This is a genomic window from Azospirillum agricola (assembly GCF_020005195.1).
In the GTDB taxonomy this organism is placed as follows: Bacteria; Pseudomonadota; Alphaproteobacteria; order Azospirillales; family Azospirillaceae; genus Azospirillum; species Azospirillum agricola.
The window spans coordinates 440,398-460,444 of the sequence record NZ_JAIFZR010000001.1 but is presented as its reverse complement, the minus strand read 5'-3'; the positions used below and the strand labels follow the sequence as shown (position 1 = coordinate 460,444).

At 71.5% G+C, this 20,047-nt stretch carries 17 protein-coding genes; 8 read left to right on the top strand and 9 right to left on the bottom strand.

Annotated features, from left to right (window positions below; all coding sequences use genetic code 11):
• On the bottom strand, window positions 1-2,679 hold the full coding sequence (locus JN22_RS01930) for an O-linked N-acetylglucosamine transferase family protein (protein WP_085552279.1): 2,679 nt from the start codon (window positions 2,677-2,679) through the stop codon (window positions 1-3).
• A 184-nt stretch (window positions 2,680-2,863) separates the two neighbouring features.
• On the opposite strand from JN22_RS01930, the gene JN22_RS01925 reads away from it, so the two are divergent.
• A complete protein-coding gene (locus JN22_RS01925; protein WP_085552278.1) occupies window positions 2,864-4,909 on the top strand; it encodes an NAD(+) synthase in 2,046 nt (681 codons plus the stop codon).
• Window positions 4,910-4,943: 34 nt separating this feature from the next.
• Here the strand turns inward: JN22_RS01925 and JN22_RS01920 are convergent, their stop codons facing one another.
• Together JN22_RS01920 and JN22_RS01915 are read right to left on the bottom strand one after the other, a co-directional pair.
• The gene (locus tag JN22_RS01920; RefSeq protein ID WP_085552277.1) at window positions 4,944-5,444 is read right to left on the bottom strand and encodes a hypothetical protein; all 501 of its coding nucleotides are present in this window, start codon (window positions 5,442-5,444) and stop codon (window positions 4,944-4,946) included.
• Complete coding sequence (locus tag JN22_RS01915; RefSeq protein ID WP_085552276.1) at window positions 5,444-5,803, bottom strand: DUF6152 family protein; 360 nt, start codon at window positions 5,801-5,803, stop codon at window positions 5,444-5,446. Before JN22_RS01915 ends, JN22_RS01920 begins: the two co-directional genes overlap by 1 nt.
• Before the next feature lie 204 nt (window positions 5,804-6,007).
• Here JN22_RS01915 and JN22_RS01910 point away from each other — a divergent pair, with 204 nt between their 5' ends.
• Window positions 6,008-6,760 carry a sulfite exporter TauE/SafE family protein gene (locus JN22_RS01910; protein ID WP_085552275.1) on the top strand — a complete coding sequence of 251 codons (753 nt, stop codon included), beginning with the start codon at window positions 6,008-6,010 and terminating at the stop codon, window positions 6,758-6,760.
• A 3-nt stretch (window positions 6,761-6,763) separates the two neighbouring features.
• Here JN22_RS01910 and JN22_RS01905 read toward each other — a convergent pair whose 3' ends face one another.
• Both JN22_RS01905 and JN22_RS01900 read right to left on the bottom strand, forming a co-directional pair.
• Window positions 6,764-7,474: a nitroreductase gene (locus JN22_RS01905; protein ID WP_085552274.1), complete on the bottom strand. Its 711-nt coding sequence runs from the start codon at window positions 7,472-7,474 to the stop codon at window positions 6,764-6,766.
• Window positions 7,475-7,595: 121 nt separating this feature from the next.
• Window positions 7,596-8,348, bottom strand: a complete 753-nt coding sequence (locus tag JN22_RS01900; RefSeq protein WP_085552273.1) for an SDR family oxidoreductase — start codon at window positions 8,346-8,348, stop codon at window positions 7,596-7,598.
• A 205-nt stretch (window positions 8,349-8,553) separates the two neighbouring features.
• On the opposite strand from JN22_RS01900, the gene JN22_RS01895 reads away from it, so the two are divergent.
• Window positions 8,554-9,492: an AraC family transcriptional regulator gene (locus JN22_RS01895; RefSeq protein ID WP_179166014.1), complete on the top strand. Its 939-nt coding sequence runs from the start codon at window positions 8,554-8,556 to the stop codon at window positions 9,490-9,492.
• Window positions 9,493-9,498: 6 nt separating this feature from the next.
• Here JN22_RS01895 and JN22_RS01890 read toward each other — a convergent pair whose 3' ends face one another.
• Window positions 9,499-10,608 (bottom strand): LacI family DNA-binding transcriptional regulator, encoded by a 1,110-nt coding sequence (locus JN22_RS01890; RefSeq protein ID WP_223677515.1) that lies wholly within the window; start codon window positions 10,606-10,608, stop codon window positions 9,499-9,501.
• Window positions 10,609-10,718: 110 nt separating this feature from the next.
• Here JN22_RS01890 and JN22_RS01885 point away from each other — a divergent pair, with 110 nt between their 5' ends.
• The 5 genes from JN22_RS01885 to JN22_RS01865 are packed head-to-tail and all read left to right on the top strand — an operon-like array spanning window position 10,719 to window position 16,881.
• Complete coding sequence (locus JN22_RS01885) at window positions 10,719-11,747, top strand: TRAP transporter substrate-binding protein (protein ID WP_085552271.1); 1,029 nt, start codon at window positions 10,719-10,721, stop codon at window positions 11,745-11,747.
• A 52-nt stretch (window positions 11,748-11,799) separates the two neighbouring features.
• On the top strand, window positions 11,800-13,689 hold the full coding sequence (locus JN22_RS01880) for a TRAP transporter large permease (protein ID WP_143268106.1): 1,890 nt from the start codon (window positions 11,800-11,802) through the stop codon (window positions 13,687-13,689).
• Window positions 13,690-13,732: 43 nt separating this feature from the next.
• Window positions 13,733-14,272 carry a VOC family protein gene (locus tag JN22_RS01875; RefSeq protein WP_085552270.1) on the top strand — a complete coding sequence of 180 codons (540 nt, stop codon included), beginning with the start codon at window positions 13,733-13,735 and terminating at the stop codon, window positions 14,270-14,272.
• 14 nt (window positions 14,273-14,286) lie between these two features.
• The gene (locus JN22_RS01870; RefSeq protein WP_085552269.1) at window positions 14,287-15,558 is read left to right on the top strand and encodes a ribulose-bisphosphate carboxylase large subunit family protein; all 1,272 of its coding nucleotides are present in this window, start codon (window positions 14,287-14,289) and stop codon (window positions 15,556-15,558) included.
• 3 nt (window positions 15,559-15,561) lie between these two features.
• Window positions 15,562-16,881 carry a four-carbon acid sugar kinase family protein gene (locus JN22_RS01865; RefSeq protein WP_085552268.1) on the top strand — a complete coding sequence of 440 codons (1,320 nt, stop codon included), beginning with the start codon at window positions 15,562-15,564 and terminating at the stop codon, window positions 16,879-16,881.
• 29 nt (window positions 16,882-16,910) lie between these two features.
• Here the strand turns inward: JN22_RS01865 and JN22_RS01860 are convergent, their stop codons facing one another.
• From JN22_RS01860 to JN22_RS01850, 3 genes are all read right to left on the bottom strand, one after another.
• Window positions 16,911-17,393: an OsmC family protein gene (locus JN22_RS01860; RefSeq protein WP_085552267.1), complete on the bottom strand. Its 483-nt coding sequence runs from the start codon at window positions 17,391-17,393 to the stop codon at window positions 16,911-16,913.
• 23 nt (window positions 17,394-17,416) lie between these two features.
• Window positions 17,417-18,307, bottom strand: coding sequence for an AEC family transporter (locus tag JN22_RS01855; RefSeq protein WP_085552474.1), 891 nt, complete (start codon window positions 18,305-18,307; stop codon window positions 17,417-17,419).
• A 160-nt stretch (window positions 18,308-18,467) separates the two neighbouring features.
• A complete protein-coding gene (locus tag JN22_RS01850; protein ID WP_085552266.1) occupies window positions 18,468-19,265 on the bottom strand; it encodes a LuxR C-terminal-related transcriptional regulator in 798 nt (265 codons plus the stop codon).
• Window positions 19,266-20,047: the final 782 nt, after the last annotated feature.

Here is a 20,047-nt window from a genome sequence, read left to right as displayed (position 1 = left end):
TCACCGGGACAGGTCGATGGCGGCGGGGGGCAGGCCGGCGCACCAGCGCCGCCACGCCGCGCGGAACCCGGCCTCGACCGCGCGGGCGTAGCCGGCCTCGTCCATCAGCGGGGAGGCCGCCACCCGCCCGCGCAGATCCGCCCGCAGCTCCGCCAGGAAGGCGCGGTCAGTGGCGAGGCGGACGCCCAGGGCCAGATACGCCTCGTCGCTCTCCGTCACCAGCGCGTCGAGCCCGACCGTGTGCAGCAGGGTGGCGCCCCAGCGCGAGATGGTCGCCGCGCCCGCCCGGTTCAGCACCGGCACCCCCATCCACAGCGCGTCGCAGATCGTCGTCCCGCCGTTGGCGAAGACCGGGTCGAGCGCCACGTCGGCGCGGACGTAATCCTCGTAGGGGTCGGGGGTGACGCCGCGCAGGAGCAGCCGTTCCGCCCCCACGCCTTCGGCGGCGAAGGCGGCGAGCAGCCGGCGCTCCAGCCCGCTTCCGTTGCCGCCGCCCAGCCCGCGCCATTTCAGCAGCAGCCGCGCCTCGGGGGCCGCGCGCAGCAGCCGGGCCCACAGGGCGATGGTCGCGGCGTCGACCTTGGTGACGTTGTTGAAGGAGGCGAAGGTGAACACCCCCGCCGTCTCGGCCGGCGGGCGGGCCGGCGGAACGAAGGCCGAGTCCGCCGGGCGGTAGCACAGCACGCAGTCCGGCAGGCGGATCAGCTTCTCGCTGTGCCGCGCGTCGGCGAAACAGGGGGCGGCGGGCAGGGCGATGCGTGGGTCGGCGAGCTGGTAATCCATCGCCGTCAGGCCGGTGGTGTTGGGGTAGAGCGGCAGGCTGAGCTGGAGCGGAGCCGGGCGGCGCGGGAACAGCGGCATGCGGTTGCGCGACATGTGTCCGCCGCAATCCACCAGAAGATCGATGCCGTCGGCGCGGATTTGGCGCTCCAGCTCGGCGTCCGGCAGGCCGGCGACGCCGCGCCAGCGGTCGGCCGCCGCCCTGAAGCGGGCGGTGGCCTCGTCCTCGCGCCAGTCGTTGTAGTAGCACGTCACCTCGACCGCCGCGCGGTCGTGCTGCTCGACCAGCGGCAGCAGGAAATGATAGCCGGGGCCGGGGTAGCGCTGGAAGTCCGGCGACAGGTAGCCGACTCGCAGCCGGCGCTCCGGATCGCGGACGGTCGCGGCGAAGCTGGGTTCCGGAAGCGGAACCGGCGCCACGAAGCGTTCGAAGCGGCGATGCTCCTCGAACACCGCGTCGGGCGGGGCGTCGGCGACGAAGCACAGGCAGAACAGCAGGTTGGAGCGGATCGCCGCGTCGCCCGGCCGGATCGCCAGCGCGGCGCGGAACGCCTCCACCGCCTCGGCGTTGCGGCCCAGCGCCATCAGCGCGGCGCCGAGGTTGGAACGGGCCAGCGCCTCGTGATGCCCGGCGCCGAGCGCCAGGGCGCGGGCGTAGAGCGGGATCGCCTCCTCGAAGGCGCCGCCGTCGAGGCGCTGGGCGCCGCTGTTGATCCAGCCCATCGCGCTGTCGGGGGCCAGCGTCAGCGCCTGCCGGTACCACGCTTCCGCCTCCGCGTCTCGCCTGGCCCGGTGGAGGACGGAGCCGGCGTTGGCGGCGATGTCGGCGTCGCCCGGCGCCGCGCGCGCCGCGCGCCGCGCCGCGCGCGGCGCAGTGTCCCCAGCCCCCTGGGCGGCGAGCGCCAACCCCAGCCCGGACAGCGCCGTGGCCGAACCGGGCGCCAGCGCCAGCGCGCGGCGGAACCAGCCGGCCGCGTCGGCGGGCCTGTCGTCCAGCAGGGCCGTCGCCAGCGCCAGCGGCGTGTCGGCTTCGCCGGGACGCAGCGCAGCGGCGCGGGCGAGCCAGCGCACCCCCATCTCGCGGTCCGCCGCCGGCCCGGCCGCCCGCGCCAGCGCGGCGCCGAGAATCTTCGCCGCCTCCGCGTGGTCGGGAACCAGCGCCAGCAGCGGGCGCCCGCCCGCCGCCGCGACGCGTGGGTCGCCGCCGGCGTGGCCGAGGGTCAGGATCTGCTCGCGCGCCTGGAGCAGGGTCGGGGCCGTCCGCGCCGCGACCTGGAAGGCGGCCAGCGCGTCGGCCCGACGCCCGGCGTCGCGCAGCGCAACGCCCCGGTTGTAGGCGGCCAGCGTCGATCCTGGTGTCAGGGCGAGGGCGCGGCCGTACCAGGCGGCGGCGGACAGCGGCCGCCCGAGATCCTGGAGCGCGTCGCCCAGCCCCAGCGCGCTGCCGGCCTCGCCGGGCAGCAGGGCGAGATGGCGTCGGAAGGCCGCCGCCGCCGGGCCGGGCTGTCCGGCCTCGGCGCGCGACGCCCCCTCCCGCCGGTGGTGGTCGGGGTCGAGCGGGGCGAGGCGGGCGGCGGCGGCGTGGGAGTCCGCGGCCTCGGCCCAGCGGCCGGCGCCTTCCAGCAGGCCGGCGAGGCTGGCGTGGAAGGCCGGCTGCCCGCCGTCGCCCGCCACCGCCCGGCGGATCAGGTCGATGCCGCCCTCCGGGTCGCCGTTCCGCCCACGGATCAGGCCCAGAAGATGCAGCGCGTCGACCTGTCCGGGACTGCGCCGCAGCACCTGCTCATAGAGGGGGGCCGCCTCGGCCAGCCGGCCGTTCTGGTGCAACGTCACGGCGCGGACCAGCAACGCCTGGAGATCGACGGCCGGCGTCAGACGGTTGCTGGACTTCGGGCGCATCGCGGATCCTCGTGACGATGCGGCGGATCATGCCGGTGCGCGTCCGGCGATTGCAAGAGCGACGCTTTTCCGCGACGGCGTGGACCGGGCATCGACCGGGCGCGGCGCGCGGGGCCTGACGGAACGCAAATATTTGCTATGGTGTTGGTCCAATCAGGGGCCGGCAGCGCAGGGCACACGGGTCATGACCTTCACCTCGATCTACCGTCACGGCTTCGCGCGGGTGGCCGCCTGCACGACGCGTTGCACGCTGGCCGATCCCGACGCCAACGCGGATGCGATCCTCGACTCGGCGCGGGCCTGCCACGAGGACGCGGTCGCCGTCGCCCTGTTCCCCGAACTGGCGCTGTCCGGCTACGCCATCGACGACCTGCTGATGCAGGACCCGCTGCTCGACGCGGTGGAGCGCGCGGTGGAGCGTCTCGTGGAGGCGTCGGCCGGCCTGCTGCCGCTGCTGCTGGTCGGCGCGCCCCTGCGCCACGAGGGGCGGATCTACAACACGGCGGTGGCGATCCATCGCGGGCGGCTGCTGGGCGTGGTGCCCAAGATCCATCTGCCCAACTACCGGGAGTTCTACGAGCGCCGCCACTTCGCCTCGGGCGAGGGCACGGGCGGCGGCCGGATCGGCGTCGGCGCGCTGTCCGCCCCCTTCGGCCCCGACCTGCTATTCGTCGCCGAGGACCGGCCAGGTTTGGTCGTCCACGCCGAGATCTGCGAGGATCTGTGGGTCGCCGTGCCGCCGAGCGGCATGGCGGCGCTGGCCGGGGCCACCGTGCTGGCCAACCTGTCGGCCAGCAACATCACCATCGGCAAGGCCGATACCCGGCGCCTGCTCGCCAAGTCGCAGTCGGCCCGCGCGCTCGCCGCCTATCTCTATTCCTCGGCCGGGGTGGGCGAATCGACCACCGACCTCGCCTGGGACGGGCAGGCCTCGATCTTCGAGAACGGCGAGACGCTGGCCGAGACCGACCGCTTTCCCGACGGCGCCCAGATGGCGGTCGCCGACGTCGATCTCGACCTGCTGCGGCAGGAGCGGCTGCGCCAGGGCACCTTCGACGACAACCGCCGCCTGCACGGGGCGGCGACCGGGGCCTTCCGCCGCGTCGCCTTCCGGCTCGACCCGCCGTCGGCGGACGTCGGCCTGCGCCGGGTGGTGCCGCGCTTCCCCTTCGTGCCAGCGAACCTGGAGCGGCTCGACCTCGACTGCTACGAGGCCTACAACATCCAGGTCGCCGGGCTGGTGCAGCGGCTGCGCGAGGCGCGGGCGCAGACGCTGGTCATCGGCGTCTCGGGCGGGCTCGATTCGACCCACGCGCTGATCGTCGCCGCCCGCGCCATGGACCGGCTGGGGCTGCCGCGCACCGCCATCCTCGCCTACACCATGCCGGGATTCGGCACCAGCGCCGGCACCAAGGGCAACGCGTGGCGGCTGATGCGGTCGCTCGGCGTCACCGCCCGCGAACTCGACATCCGGCCGGCCGCCAACCAGATGCTGGCCGACATGGAGCATCCGGCCGGGCGCGGCGAGCCGGTCTACGACGTCACCTTCGAGAATGTGCAGGCCGGGCTGCGGACCGATTACCTGTTCCGGCTGGCCAACCAGCACAACGGCATCGTGCTCGGCACCGGCGACCTGTCGGAGCTGGCGCTCGGCTGGTGCACCTACGGCGTCGGCGACCAGATGTCGCACTACAACGTCAACGCCGGCGTGCCGAAGACGCTGATCCAGTACCTGATCCGCTGGATCATCCGCTCCGGCCAGTTCCAGCCGGAGGTGCTCGACACGCTGGACTCGATCCTGAGCACGGAGATCTCGCCCGAGCTGGTGCCGGCGGCGGAGGGGCAGGCGATCCAAAGCTCCGAATCCGTGGTCGGCCCGTACGAGCTTCAGGACTTCACCCTGTTCTATGTGCTGCGCCACGGTTTCCGCCCGTCGAAGATCGCCTTCCTGGCCCGCCACGCCTGGAGCGACCCGGCCAAGGGCGACTGGCCGGCCGGCCACCCGCAGGACAAGCGGCGCGGCTACGGGCCGGCGGAGATCCGCGACTGGATGCGGGTGTTCCTGCGCCGCTTCTTCGGCTTCAGCCAGTTCAAGCGCTCGGCCATGCCGAACGGGCCGAAGGTGTCGGGCGGCGGCTCGCTGTCGCCGCGCGGCGACTGGCGGGCGCCGTCCGACGGCAACGCCCGCGTCTGGCTGGAGGAGCTGGAGCGCGAGGTTCCGGCGGAATAGGCCGGGGGACATCGCCCGTCACCCGTCACACCCGTCACACATAGGCGATCAGCCGTCCGCAGGTCAGCACCGCGATCCACAGAACCAGCGAGGCGGCCCCGGCGAAGCGCGCTGCCGGCGAGGGCCGCCCGCCGCCCCAGGCGGCGATGTCGCGGCCGGCCCCCCGGTGGAAGGCGGCGATGTTGGCAAGCGCCAGGAGCAGGAGCGCCATCTTCGCCAGGAAAGCTGGGTTCCTCCACAGGCTGGTCGCCTCGGTGACGAAGAGAAGGACCCCGGTCGGAACCGCCAGCGCGAATCCGGTCACCGCCACCGGCAGGAGAAGGCGCGACAGTCCAGCGGCCGGCAGAAAGGCGCGCGCGCCCATCAGCCGGAAGTCGAAGGCGACGATCGACCCGACCAGAAGCGCGAAGCCCAGGATGTGCGCGACCTCGACCAGCGGGTAGAGCCAGAGGGACTGGCGCAGGCCGTCGCCAAGCCCGGAACCTTCCAGGGCGACGAGCCAACCCGGCCCGACGGGGCCCTGGTCGTGGTCCATCAGCGCAGCTCGACGGTCTGCCCGCCGGCCGTGATGCGCTCGGCGCGCAGTTCGGCCGGCTCGGACTTGCTCGGGTAGCCGACGACGGTGACGGTCTGGCCGGGCTTGACCGCGCCGTCCGGCAGGCCGCGCGCCGTCATGCGGCCGGGCGGGGCCAGCACCACATGCCACAGCGTGCCGTCCGCCTGGAGGTTCAGCATGGCGTGCGGGTTGCGGAACGCGAACTGCTCGACCGTGCCGGTCAGGGTCAGCGTCCTGTCGGCGTCGTAGCCGCCCCATCCGTGATGGGCGGCGGCGGGAACGGCGAAGGCGGCGGTGGCCGCCAGGGCGACGAGGAGTCCGGTCCGGGTTGCGGGCATGGCGGCGCTCTCCCTGCGGTCGTGCATCCGGGCCAGACATTGGGCCGGGGCGGTGGCGGCGCAAGAGGCGGCAATGGAAAGGGCGGCTTGTCCGCCGCCCCCGGAACCGATTAGGGTGTCCGCCGGAAAACGGATGGAACGGCGCCCGATGGCATCCCGGCGGACAATCTTCCGGCTGACGGTTTCCTGGCTGACGGTTTCCTGATGGATCCCGTGTTGTGGAGCATCGCGCTCGGAGCCGTCCTCGCCGGATTCGTGCAGGGGCTGTCCGGCTTCGCCTTCAGCATGGTCGCCATGTCGGTCTGGGCCTGGACGGTCGAGCCGCAGCTCGCGGCGGTGCTCGCCGTGTTCGGCGGGCTGACCGGGCAGGTGATCGCGGCGCTGTCCGTCCGCCGGGCCTACGACCTCGGGACGCTGCTGCCGTTCCTGCTGGGCGGGGTGGTCGGGATTCCACTCGGCGTCATGCTGTTGCCGTCGCTGGACGCCCGGCTGTTCAAGCTGGGGCTCGGCACGCTGCTGGTGCTGTGGTGTCCCGTCATGCTCTTTGCGCGGCGGCTTCCGCCGATCCGCGCCGGCGGCCGGTTGGCGGATGGCGTGGTGGGGCTGATCGGCGGCGTGATGGGCGGGGTCGGCGGCTTCACCGGGGTGGTCCCCACGCTGTGGTGCAGCCTGCGCGGGCTGGGCAAGGACACCCAGCGCGGCGTGATCCAGAACTTCAATCTGGCGACGCTGGCCGTCACCATGGCCGCCTACGCCGCGACCGGCACGCTGACCGCCCGGATGCTGCCGATGTTCGCCGTCATGGCGCCGGCCATGGTGATCCCGACGATCCTCGGCGCCCGGCTCTACATCGGCATCACCGAGGCGGCCTTCCGCAGGATCGTGCTGGTGCTTCTCACCGCCTCCGGCGTGGCGCTGCTCTCCTCGGCGGTTCCGGCGCTGCTCGGCCGCGCGTAGCGGTCAGAATCCGACGAAGCGGGTGAAGCCGCCCGCCGGCTCGCGTTCCGTCGCGAAGTTGTTCTCCGGCGCCGACCAGTCGGCGTGGCCGAGCGCCATGCCGCAAGCCAGGATCTCCGTGTCGGGCAGGGCGAGATGCCGCCGCACGATGGCGTGGCGGTAGCAGAAGGCGGCCTGCGGACAGGTCTCCAGACCGAAGCCGCGCGCGACGATCATCACGTTCTGCATGAACATGCCGAGGTCGAGCCAGCCGCCCTTGCCCATGACGCGGTCGATGGTGAAGAACAGCCCGACCGGCGCGCCGAAGAGGTCCCAGTTGCGGCCGTGCTGGCGGGCCATGCGCTCGCGGTCGCCCTTGGCGATGCCGAGCGCGCCATAGAGATCCCACCCCACCTTCCGGCGGCGGGCAAGGTAGGGCTCCTTCCAGCTCTCGGGATAATAGGCGTATTCGGGTTCCTCCGGGACGCCGGCCTCGTGGTCGGCGAGCAATTCGGCCGACAGCGCCGCGCGCGCGGCCCCGGCGACGGCGTACACCTTCCAGGGCTGGATGTTGGAGCCGCTGGGCGCGCGGGCGGCCAGATCGAGGATGCGCTCCACCGTCTCCCGCGGGACCGGGGCGGCGGTGAAGGCGCGGACGCTGCGCCGCCCGGCGACCGCGTCGAAGACGGACAGGGGATTGGCGGTCGGGCGGGTGGGGTCGGTGACGCTGTCCATGCCGGCGGTGCTCTCCCTCGCTGCGCGGACCGGCCGGGGTTGAGCCGGGCCGGGGGCGCAGGATCGGGTGGGGAGGGGGGCTTTGGCAACCCCTCTTCCCGCGGCCGTTCCCGTACCGGGCTCAGTAGGGGCTGGCGGTCGGGCGGACGATCAGCTCGCTGACGTCCACCTCGGCCGGCTGCGACACGGCGTACAGCACGGCCCGCGCGATGGCGTCGGCCGGGATGCAGATCCGCCGGAAATCCTTCATGCCCTCGCGGCTGCCGGGGTCGGTGATCGTGTCCGCCAGCTCGGATTCGGTGGTGCCCGGCGACACCACGGTGACGCGGATGCGGTCGGTCTCCTGCCGCAGCCCGTCGGAGATCGCCCGCACCGCGTATTTCGTCGCGCAGTAGACGGCGGCTGTCGGGTAGACCGCGTGCCCGCCGATGGAGGACAGGTTGACGAACTGGCCGAAGCCCTGCGCCTCCATGATCGGCAGGGCCGAGGCGATGCCGTGGAGGACGCCGCGGATGTTCACGTCGATCATCCGGTCCCATTCGTCGAGCTTCAAAGCGGACAGCGGCGACAGCGGCATGACCCCGGCGTTGTTGACCATCACGTCGAGCCGGCCGAAGCCGTCGCGGGCGGCGTTGACGAAGGCGTCCATGTCGGCCCGGTCGGTGACGTCGAGCGTCCGGACGCGGACGCTGCCGCCGGCCCCGGTGATGGAATCGGCGACGGCCTGGAGGCGGTCGAGCCGGCGGGCGCCCAGCACCACATGGGCGCCGTTGGCGGCGAGCAGCCGCGCGGTGGCCTCGCCGATGCCGCTGCTGGCGCCGGTGATGGCGACGACCTTGCCGGCGAGCAGGGGGGAGGAGAGGGGGGAGGTCATGGGGGTGATCCTTTCCGCTTGGAGATGGGCGCCGCACCGGCGTCCGGAACGAGGCCAACCATGACCGGACCGGCGGCGGCGGCGGTAGACCAGACCTCCTTCTCTTTTGCACGATCCTCCAAAGCGGAGGGGTGGATGGATCGCGGCTGTTGCGGCGCGGCCGGCGGGCGCTATCCTCCAAACCCGACGATGACGGGGGAAGGCCATGATGGTTCCGGACAGGCTGGCGGCACCGCTGGCGGCGCTGATTGAACGATACGCCGGGGAGGACGGCGTCCACGCCACCGCCCTGCCGCGCGTCGTGCTGATCCGCTCCTCGCGGCCGACCGAGCCGCTGCACACGCTGCACGAGCCGGCGCTGTGCATCGTCGCGCAGGGACGCAAGCAGGTGATGCTGGGCGAGCGCGTCCTTTTCTACGACGCGGCGCAGTATCTCGTGGTGTCGGTGGATCTGCCGGTCGTCGGGCAGGTGGTGGAGGCGTCGCCCGAGCGGCCCTACCTGTGCCTGCGCCTCGACCTCGACCCGGCGACGCTGGGCGCCCTGATGATGGAGGCCGGGCTGGACGGTCGCGCCGCCGGCGACCGCCATGCGGACGGCCGCGAGGCGGCGGCGCCCGGTCTGTCGCTGAGTCCGGTCACGCCGGAACTGCTCGATGCGGCGGCGCGGCTGCTGCGGCTGCTCGACAACCCGCGCGACGCCGCGGTCCTGGCGCCGCTGGCGGAGCGGGAGATCCTCTACCGGCTGCTGATCGGCGCGCAGGCGGGCAGGCTGCGCCAGATCGCCCAGGCGGACAGCCGGCTCCAGCAGGTCAACCGCGCCATCGCCTGGATCAAGCGCAACTACGCCGCGCCCTTCAGCATCGACGCCGTGACCGCCGAGGCGCGGATGAGCCGGTCGGCGCTGCATCAGCATTTCAAGGCGGTGACGGCGATGAGCCCGCTCCAGTACCAGAAGCAGCTCCGGCTCCAGGAGGCCCGCCGGCAGATCCTCGGCCGGACGGCCGACGCGGCGACCGCCGGCTTCAACGTCGGCTACGACAGCCCGTCGCAGTTCAGCCGGGAGTACCGCCGGCTGTTCGGCGAGCCGCCGATGCGCGACGCCGCCCGTCTGCACGCCTCCCCTGGCCTGCTGGTGGGTGCCTGAAGCGGATCAGGAATCGGGCAGCAGCCCCTGCGGCAGGTTCTCGCGGAAGATCACCTCGCCGCGCGGCGTCTCGACGCCCTGCATCGGCGGGCGCCCGGCCCGCAGATTGCCGAAGATCGTCACGCAGGCCGCCAGCGTGTGGCGCGGATCCTGGGTGATCACCGCGTCCAGCGTGCCGTCGATCAGCAGGCTGCGGGTCTCCGGCGTCAGGCCGTGGCCGAGGAAGACGATCTCGCGCTCGCGCCGCGTCTCCTTCAGCGCGCGCGCCACCCCCTCCGGCCCGCCGCCGATGTTGTAGACCCCGGCCAGATCGGGGTGCAGGCCCAGCAGCATCCGGGTCTGGCGGTAGGTCTTGCCGTCCTCGTCGTGCCCCTCGCGCAGGCCGACGACCTCGACGTTGGGGGCGTTCTCCTTCAGGAAATGCAGGAAGCCCATCTCGCGGTCCTCGTGGGCGCGGTAGCTCAGACTGCCGGCGATCATCGCCACCTTGGCCGGGCCATGGCCGAGGAAACGGGAAATCAGGTAGCCGGCGGTCCGCCCGGCCGCCCGGTTGTCGAGCCCGACATAGCCGGCGCGCCGGCAGTTCAGGATGTCGGAGATCAGCGTCACCGCCGGCACGCCGCGCTCGGCCAGCGCATCCACCGCCTCGCGCACCGCCGGATGCTCCAGCGCCATGAAGGCGACGCCGTCGGCCTTGCGGCCGTGCTGGAACAGGCTGCGGGCCAGAAGGTCGGGGTTGAAGCTCTTGATGAACTCGACCTGGGCGCGCACGCCCTGCGGCGCCAGCCGGGCGTCGGAGGCGCGGATCGTCTCGCCCAGACGGTTGAGGAAGCGGTTGTCGCCGGCCGGCAGCAGGAAGGCCAGCCGCATCGGCTTGGGCGCCAGCGCCGCGTGCAGTTCCTCCTCCGGCAGATAGTCCAGTTCGGCGGCGGCCTTCAGCACGCGCTGCACGGTGGCGGCGCGCACCCCCGGCCGCTGGTTCAGCACGCGGTCCACCGTGGCGGTGGACACCCCCGACAGGCGGGCGATGTCGGCGATGCGCGGCAGGCCGCGCTGCTCTTCGGCGCCGTCCGGCGGCGCGTCCCGACCATTGTCGTCCACCATCGTCCTGACCATCAAAAACCATCATCTTTGTCGTTTGACACTGGTGTCGGCTGGACCTACCGTCCGACCAACAATCATCAATTGACATCAGATCACATCAAAAACGCAAGGGAGGATCGACGATGACCAGTTTGACCCGCCGCACCATGCTGAAGGCGCTGGCCGCCACCCCCGCCATCGGCTCCGCCGGTGCGGTGATCGGCATGCCGCTCGTCGCCCGCGCGGCCGAGTATGAGCTGAAGTACGGCAACAACCTGCCGCTGACCCATCCGCTGAACGTCCGCGCCCAGGAGGCCGCCGCCCGCGTCGAGGCGGAATCCAAGGGCCGCGTCGTCATCAAGATCTTCCCCAACAACCAGCTCGGCGGCGACACCGACATGCTGAGCCAGGTGCGCAGCGGCGGCCTGACCTTCTTCACGCCCTCGGCCCTGGTCATCGCCACGCTGGTGCCGGTCGCCGCGATCAACGCGGTCGGCTTCGCCTTCGCCGATTACGATCAGGTGTGGAAGGCGATGGACGGCAAGCTGGGCGCCCATGTCCGCGCCGCCATTTCCAAGGTCGGCCTGCACGCTTTTGAAAAGATGTGGGACAACGGCTTCCGCCAGATGACCACCAGCGGCAAGCCGATCGAGAGCGCCGCCGACATGGACGGTCTGAAGATCCGCGTGCCGGTCAGCCCGCTCAGCATCGCCATGTTCAAGGCGCTGTCGGCGGCCCCGGCCAGCCTCCAGTTCAGCGAGGTCTATTCCTCGTTGCAGACCCGCATCGTCGACGCGCAGGAAAACCCGCTCCCCATCATCCAGGTCGCCAAGCTGTACGAGGTGCAGAAGAACTGCGCGCTCAGCAACCACATCTGGGACGGCTTCTGGTTCATCGCCAACGGCCGCAGCTGGAAGGGCCTGCCGCCGGACCTGCAGACCATCGTCTCCAACGCCATCAACGACGCGGGCGTCGCCCAGCGCGGCGACATCAAGGCGCTGAACCAGTCGGTGCAGGCCGACCTGACCGCGAAGGGCCTCGCCTTCAACCAGCCGTCGCCCGACAGCTTCCGCGCCAAGCTGCGCGACGCCGGCTTCTATTCGGAATGGAAGGGCCGCTTCGGCGACGAGGCCTGGGGCCTGCTGGAGGAAGCGGTCGGCAAGCTCGCCTGACCGCCGCTTTTTTCCTCCCGCACCGCTGCCCGCACCGATGAAGGAGCCTCCCATGTCGCATCCCGCCTCCGACCCCGTTTCCCTCTACGCCGACCGGGGCGGCGGCACCGTCGCTGATCTGGCCGGCCGCTTCGACCGCGGCCTGTCGGTCGGGGTGGAGCTGGTGGCGGGGCTTCTGGTGCTGGTCGAGATCGTCGTCCTGCTGGCCGGCGTCACCGCCCGCTACGTCTTCCACACGCCCCTGGTGTGGTCGGACGAGCTGGCCTCGATCCTGTTCCTCTGGCTGTCGATGCTGGGCGCGGTGGTGGCGCTGCGCCGGGGCGAGCACATGCGGATGACCGGTCTGGTCAGCCGGGTCGGTCCGCAGCCGCGCGCGCTGCTGGAAACGCTGGCGATCACCGCCCCGGTCGCCTTCCTCGGCATGATCCTCTACCACGCCGTCGATTACGCGGTGGAGGAGCAGTTCATCGTCACCCCGGCGCTGGAGATCAGCAACGCGTGGCGCGCCTCGGCGCTCCCCGCGGGGCTGGCGCTGATGATGATCGCCGCGCTGTTCCGTCTGGTCCGCATCGGCCGGCCGGCGACGGTGCTGGCGGCGACGGCGCTGACCGCCGCCGTGGTCGCCAGCTTCTGGTTCGCCGGGCCGTTCCTGAAGCCGTTGGGGCAGGCCAACCTGCTGATCTTCTTCGTCGGTCTGGTCGCGGTGAACGTCTTCGCCGGGGTGCCGATCGCCTTCTCCTTCGCGCTCGCCACCTTCGGCTATCTGGCGCTGACCACCACCACGCCGCTGCTGGTCATGGTCGGCCGGCTCGACGAGGGCATGTCGCACCTGATCCTGCTGGCGGTGCCGCTCTTCGTCTTCCTCGGCCTGCTGATCGAGATGACCGGCATGGCCCGCGCCATGATCGCCTTCCTCGCTAGCCTCTTGGGTCATGTGCGCGGCGGCCTGTCCTACGTGCTGATCGGCGCGATGTACCTCGTCTCCGGTATCTCCGGCTCGAAGATCGCCGACATGGCGGCCATCGCCCCGGTGCTGTTCCCGGAGATGAAGAAGCGCGGCGCCCCCCCGGGCGATCTGGTGGCGCTGCTGTCGGCCACCGGCGCGCAGACCGAGACCATCCCGCCCAGCATCGTGCTGATCACCATCGGGTCGGTGACCGGCGTCTCCATCGCGGCGCTGTTCACCGGCGGCATGCTGCCGGGCGTCGTCCTGGGGGCGGCGCTGTGCGCCGTCGTCTGGTGGCGCTACCGGCATGAGGATCTGACCCACGTTCCCCGCACGCCGAAGGCCGAGATCGCCAAGCTCGCCGCCATCGCGCTGCCCGCCATCGCCTTGCCCTTCGTCATCCGCGCGGCGGTGGTCGAGGGTGTCGCGACGGCGACCGAGGTGTCGACCATCGGCATCGCCTATTCCACCGTCATGGGCCTGCTGGTCTACCGGCAGTTCGACTGGCGCCGGCTGAAGCCGATGCTGATCGAGACCGCCTCGCTGACCGGCGCCATCATCTTCATCGTCGGCTGCGCCACCGCGATGGCCTGGGGCCTCACCCAGTCGGGCTTCTCGCAGGATCTCGCGGCGTGGATGGCCGGCATTCCGGGCGGCGCCTACGGCTTCCTCGCCATCTCCATCGTCGCCTTCATCATCCTCGGCAGCGTGCTGGAGGGCATCCCGGCCATCGTGCTGTTCGGCCCGCTGCTGTTCCCCATCGCTCGCGCCGCCGGCGTGCACGAGGTGCATTACGCGATGGTCGTCATCTTCGCCATGGGCATCGGCCTGTTCGCCCCGCCCTTCGGCGTCGGCTACTACGGCGCCTGCGCCATCAGCAAGGTGCACCCCGACGAGGGCCTGAAGCACATCTGGGGCTACGTCGCGGCATTGCTGGTCGGGCTGGTCGTGGTCGCCGCCATCCCCTGGATCTCCACCGGCTTCCTGGCTCGCTGAGCCGCCGGCCCCAAACACGCAACTCAGTATTCGGGAGTTCACGATGAGCCGATTCTTCGGCCAGATCCGTCAGGCTGGCTACGTGGTGCACGACATCGAGGCCGCCATGGACTATTGGAGCCGCACGCTCGGCATCGGTCCCTGGTTCTACAACGAGCGGGTTCCGATCCGGAACTACACCTACCGGGGCGAATCCCACGAGGTTCACAATTCGGTGGCGCTGGCCAACTCCGGCCCGTTGCAGATGGAGCTGATCCAGACCCGCAACGACGCGCCGTCGATGTACCGCGACTTCCTGAAGGCCGGGAACACGGGCCTCCAGCACGTCGCCTACTGGACGCAGGACTACGACGCCGATCTGGCCCGCCTGACCGGGCAGGGCTTCAAGCCGGTGATGAGCGGCGAGGTCGGCGAGAAGGGCCGCTTCGTCTATTTCGACACCGAATACCACCCCGGCACGGTGATCGAGCTGTCCGAGGTCGCCGGTCCGAAGGGCAAGATGTTCGACCTGATCCGCAACGCCTCGATCGACTGGGACGGCCGCGACCCGGTGCGCCCCTTCCCCGACCTCAGCACCCTGTGAAGGCGGTGGGTTCCATGCGCGCCGACATGATCGAAGCCAGCTACCTGATCGAAACGCCGCTCGACCCCGTTCGCGTCGCGGAGGTGATGGCGGGCGAGCAGTCCTGCGGCACCTTCACCCGCGTCCATGGCGAGACCGACGACCTGCGCGCCCGCGCCCGCGCCGTCGTGGAGTCGGTGGAGGAGCTTCCACCCGCCGAATCCCCCAGCCTGCCCAACACATGGCTGGAACGGCAGCGGACGCCGGGCCCCTGGCGGCGCGCCCGCGTCCGCATCTCCTTCCCCACCGCCAACATCGGTCCGAATCTGCCGACGCTGGCGGCGACGGTGGCCGGAAACCTCTACGACCTGGGCGAGGTCACCGGGCTGCGGCTGGTCGACGTCAAGCTGCCCGCCGCCTACCGCCGTCGGTTCGACATGCCGCGCCACGGCGTCGCCGGCACGCGGCGGCTGACCGGGGTGGCCGACGGGCCGCTGGTCGGCTCGATCATCAAGCCCAACGTCGGGCTGTCGGCCGAGGAGACCGGCGAGTTGGTCGGCACGCTGTGCGCGGCCGGGCTCGACTTCATCAAGGACGACGAGATCTGCGCCGACCCGGGCCACGCGCCGCTGGCCGAACGGGTTCCGGCGGTGATGGCGCGGGTGCGCCGCCACCAGGACCGCACCGGCAAGCATGTGATGGTCGCCTTCAACATCACCGACGAGACCGACGCCATGCGCCGCCACGCCGATCTGGTGGAGCGCGAGGGCGGCAACTGCGTGATGGTCAGCCTGAACTGGTGCGGCCATTCCGCCGTGCAGACGCTGCGCCGCCACAGCGGGCTGGTTCTGCACGGGCACCGCAACGGCTTCGGGGCGTTTTCGCGCCATCCCCTGCTCGGCATCGGCTTCGACGCCTACCAGGCGCTATGGCGGCTGGCGGGCGTGGATCACATGCACGTCCATGGCCTGAACGGCAAGTTCGCCCAGCCGGACGAGGAGGTGATCGACGGGGCGCGGGCGTCGCTGGCGCCGCTCGCCGAGGGCACCGACGACGCGGTGATGCCGGCCTTCTCCTCCGGGCAATGGGCGGGGACGGTGCCGGTGACCTGGGAGGCGGTCGGCACCGCCGACCTGCTGTTCATGTCCGGCGGCGGCATCATGGCGCACCCCGACGGCCCGGCCGCCGGCGTGCTCAGCATCCGGCAGGCGTGGGACGCGGTGCGCGCGGGCGTCACCCTCGACACCGCGGCGCGCGACCACGCGGAGCTGCGCCGGGCGCTCGACTTCTTCGGAAAGAAGGGCTGAGTCATGGAGCGGGGGACTGAAAAGCCCCGTCCCGTCCCGCGGCTGGGCTGGTACGGCGACGACTTCACCGGGGCGACCGACACGCTGGCCGCCCTGGCGAAGGCCGGGCAGCGGGCGCTGCTGTTCCTCGACCGGCCGGACGCCGCGCGGCTGGAATCGGTCGGGCCGCTCGACGCGGTGGGGATCGCCGGGGCCTCGCGCACCCTGGCGCCCGCCGCGATGGCGGTGGAGCTGGAGCCGGCCGGGCGCTTTTTCGCCGAACTCGGCGTGCGGGTCATGCATTACAAATGCTGCTCGACCTTCGACAGCGCCCCGCGCATCGGCAGCATCGGCGCCGCCGTCCGCGCCCTGCGGCCCTTCTTCGCCAACCCCTTCGTCCCGGTGGTCGGCGGGCAGCCCAACATCGGGCGCTACTGCCTGTTCGGCACCCTCTTCGCCGCCGCCGGGGCGGGGGGGATCGTCCACCGGATCGACCGCCACCCGACCATGCGGGTCCACCCGGTCACCCCGATGACCGAGGCCGACCTGCGCCTGCACCTCGCCGCCCAGGGGCTGGAGGGGATGGCGGCGTTGCCCTACACCGACTATGACGGCGACCCGGCGGCGACGCTGGATCGTCTGCTGGAGTCCGCTCCCCCGGCGGTGCTGCTCGACATCGGGCGCCCGGCCGATCTGGCGGTCGCCGGCCGGCTGATCTGGAGCCACGCGCAGCGGGCTCCCCTGCTGGCGGTCGGGCCGAGCAGCGTCGCCCAGGCGTTGACCGCTCATTGGGATGGCGAAACACGGGACGGCGGTGCCTCCCCCGACGACACGCCGCTGGCCCGCACCGACGGCCCGGTCTTCGTCATGGCCGGCAGCCTGTCGCCGGTGACGCGGCGGCAGATCGAGGTGGCGGGCAGCTTCGTCCGCCTCCAGGCCGACGCCGCGCGCCTGTGCGGTGACCCGGCCTACGCCGAATCCTTGTTGACGGAGGTCACTGTCCACCTGCGCGACGGCCGCCACACGCTGGTGTGGACCGCGCCGGCCGACGCGGCCACCGCCGACACCGGGCGGGCGGGCGACGTCGCCGCCGCCACCGCCGCCTTCGTCGCGGCGGTTTTGCGGGCGGCGCCGCTGCGCCGGGTCGGCATCGCCGGGGGCGACACCTCCAGCCTTGCCGTGCGGGCGCTCGGCTGCTGGGGGCTGTCCTATCGCACCGCGCTGTCGCCCGGCGTCACCGTCAGCCGCACCCACGGCGACGACCCGGCCACCGACGGGCTGGAGCTGATGCTGAAGGGCGGCCAGATGGGGCCGGACGACCTGTTCGAGCGGCTGCTGGGGTAGGGGGCCAGGGAGACGTATGGCCGGAGGGCTCAGCCCTCCGCCACCACGACCACCGGTTCGTGCGTCACCGGGAAATTCACCGAGCGGGCGATGAAGCATTTCGCCGACGCCTCGTGGTGCAGGGCCAGCGCCTTCTCCCGGTCGGAACCGGGCGCCAGCGTGACGCGCGGGCGCAGCACGACGCTGACGAACTGGCCGGCGCCGCCGGGCTCCTCCTCCATCACCCCCTCGGACTCGTCCTCGTAGGCGGTGACGACGATCCCGTTGGTCGAGCACAGCGCCAGATACCAGAGATGGTGGCAGGCGGCGAGCGCCCCGACCAGCGACTCCTCCGGGTTCCAGCGGGCGGGGTCGCCGCGGAAGGCCGGGTCGGAGCTGCCGGGGATCGCCACGCTCTTGCCCGGCGCGCTCAGGCTGTGGTCGCGGCTGTAGTCCCGGTACGACGACGTGCCGGTTCCCAGATTGCCCGTCCAGTCGAGCCGGACCCCGTAGCGGTGCTGCTTGTGCGCCATCGCGTGCTTCTCCTCCGGTTGCTTCACATCACCATCATCAGCAGCGCCGGCAGCCCGACGAAGCCCATCGCCGTCGAGCCCAGCACCATGCCGGCCACGTCCTCCGGCCGGTTGTCGTAGCGCAGCGCCCACAGATAGTTGAAGACGGCGACCGGCATCGCGCTTTGCAGCAGCACGACGCCGCGCATCGTCCCGGTCAGCCCCATCGCCGACACCACCAGCAGCCCGACGCCGAAGCCCAGCCCCAGCCGCAGCGCCGACATCGACAGCGCCCGCGCCGCCCCCGACAGCTTCAGCTTGGACAGGGCGACGCCCAGCGCCAGCAGCATCAGCGGCACCGCGCAGTTGCCGAGCAGGGTGGTGGTGTTGGAAATCCACTGGGGCAGGGCGAGGCCGCTCAGCTGGACCGCCACCGCCAGCGCCACCGCGTAGATCGACGGGGTGCGGATCATCTGGCCCAGATCGAAGCGTCCGGCGGCCAGCGCCGGCCCCAGCGTGAACTGCGACACCGACATCACCGCGAAGAACAGCACGCCGAGGCTCAACCCCTCCTCGCCGAAGGCGAACAGGCAGACCGGCAGGCCGAGGTTGCCGGCGTTGGGGAAGGCCATGGCGGGCAGATAGACGCGCAGCGGCAGCCGCGCCGCCAGCATCACCGGAACGGAGAGCAGCCCGGCCAGCCCCATGCAGGCGGTCGCCGCCAGCGCCATCTCGGCCATCACCTCGCCGCCCAGATGCAGGCGGGTCAGCGCCGAGAAGACCAGGCAGGGCGACGACACGTTGATGGCGAAGGTGGTGATGAAGGCGCTGTCGTAGGGCAGCTTCGCCCGGTTCCAGCCATAGCCGATCGCGGCCACCAGGAACACCGGCGCGATCACGGCGAAGGCGTCGGACAGAAGGGCCAGGGACGGCATGGGGGACGACATCGGGAACGGGCGGGACCGGAAACGGTTGCGGGGGCGGGCGACGATCCGCCCACCCCGCACCATGGCGGCAAACGCGCCTCCCGTCACGCTCCCCGGCCCCGGATCCCGCGCAGGGCAGGGTCGCGGAGCCCGGGTCGCCGGAAAGGCTTTACGAGCCGAACCGCTCGACGAAATACTCCATGTCCTGGATGATCCCGCTCTGCGCCGCCCACAGGGCCGCCTGGGTGCGGTTGCGCACGTTGATGGTCTGCATGATGTGGCGGACGTGCAGCTTGACCAGATCCTCGGTCAGATCCAGCTCGCGGGCGATCTCCTTGTTGCTGTGCCCGTCCATGATGAGCTTCAGGATGCGGGCGTGGCGCGGGTAGAGGCCGGGATAGCCGAACAGCTCGGTCTCCTGGACCGGCAGGCCGGCTTCGTCGGCCGGCTTGCGGACCGGCGTGGGGGAGAAATGATCCAGGCTTTCCTCGGGAAAGACCGGCTCTCCCTCGTGGATCAGGCGCAGCGCCAGCATGAAGGCGGTCGAGGACATGCGGTTCAGCAGATAGCCGCGCACCCCGAAGCGCAGCGCCACCCGCATGCAGTGGGGCGAGAATTCGTCGGCGATCATGGCGAGCCGCGCCCGGTCGCCGTACCAGGACCGGAAGTTCCAGGCGTCCACCTTCAGCGAAGGCAGGTCGAACAGCACGATGTCGGGCGGCCGCCCGCCGTCTCCGCGCCCGCCGTCTCCGCGCCCGCCGTCTCCGCGACCGTCATCCCCGTGCCGGTCCCCGCCGCCGCCGGTCCCGCCGATCCCGTGCTCGTCCAGGCGCGTGCCGCCGTTCGCCGCCCCGCCCAGCCGGTCGAGCGGGTCGATGACCTCGAAGGCGTCGTCCAGGATGTTCAGCATCGATTCCCGCAACAGCCGGCTTTGGTTGTGGATGATCACGCGAATGCGGTCTGTCATGGTCCTGTCCCCCCGATGTGAAGCCCCGATGTGAAGCCGGGCGCAAGCCGCCGCGCGGCCTCCCTCAGGCCGTGCGGCGACTCGGCGGCGCCGGAGCGTGATGGTGTCTGGCCCGCCCCTGAGCGGCGGGTGGTGTGAGCGGGCGGGCCACCGGCCGGGCGGGGAAAGCGCCGGGCATGCAGGGGACCGTCCATGGGTCCGGGATGCTGGACGGCTTGCCCTGCTGGGGAGCGCGCCGTGGCCGGACGGGCATAGCGCCGAACTATGATCCGGCACGCTCGGATTTGTCCGCTGCGCTTTGGAAGGGCCACGCAGGCGTGTCGGGATGCCACCATCGGGAGTGGGGTTTTCCCGAATGGTTCGATTTCGAAACATAAATCGCCGATCGATCCGGATCACCCGTCCGCACGGATCGCAACAACGTCGCATCGCCTGAAAGAGCGGAGAGGGTTGCGGGGCCGGGCCTGTCGAAGGGTGGGAAATTCCGGCCGATTGCTCTGTTGCCGGGGTAAAATTACAAACATTAGAGTTTGAGAATCGTTCCAAAAATCAAGGACAGGAGAAGGCCATCATAACATCGCCGTCCAATCCTGCGCCGGTCAACGTGCTGGGAGTGCCCGGCGCCGGATTGCCCACGCCGTCTCTTCGGTCCGCCGCCGCCCATGCGCCGACAGCGTGGCCCTTTTCTCAACATTGGGGGGAAATGTCGCGGCACCGTAACGAATTGTAACCATGCTTGAGCCATAAGGAGGGGGTGTCTATCATGGCAACCGAAAAATCCG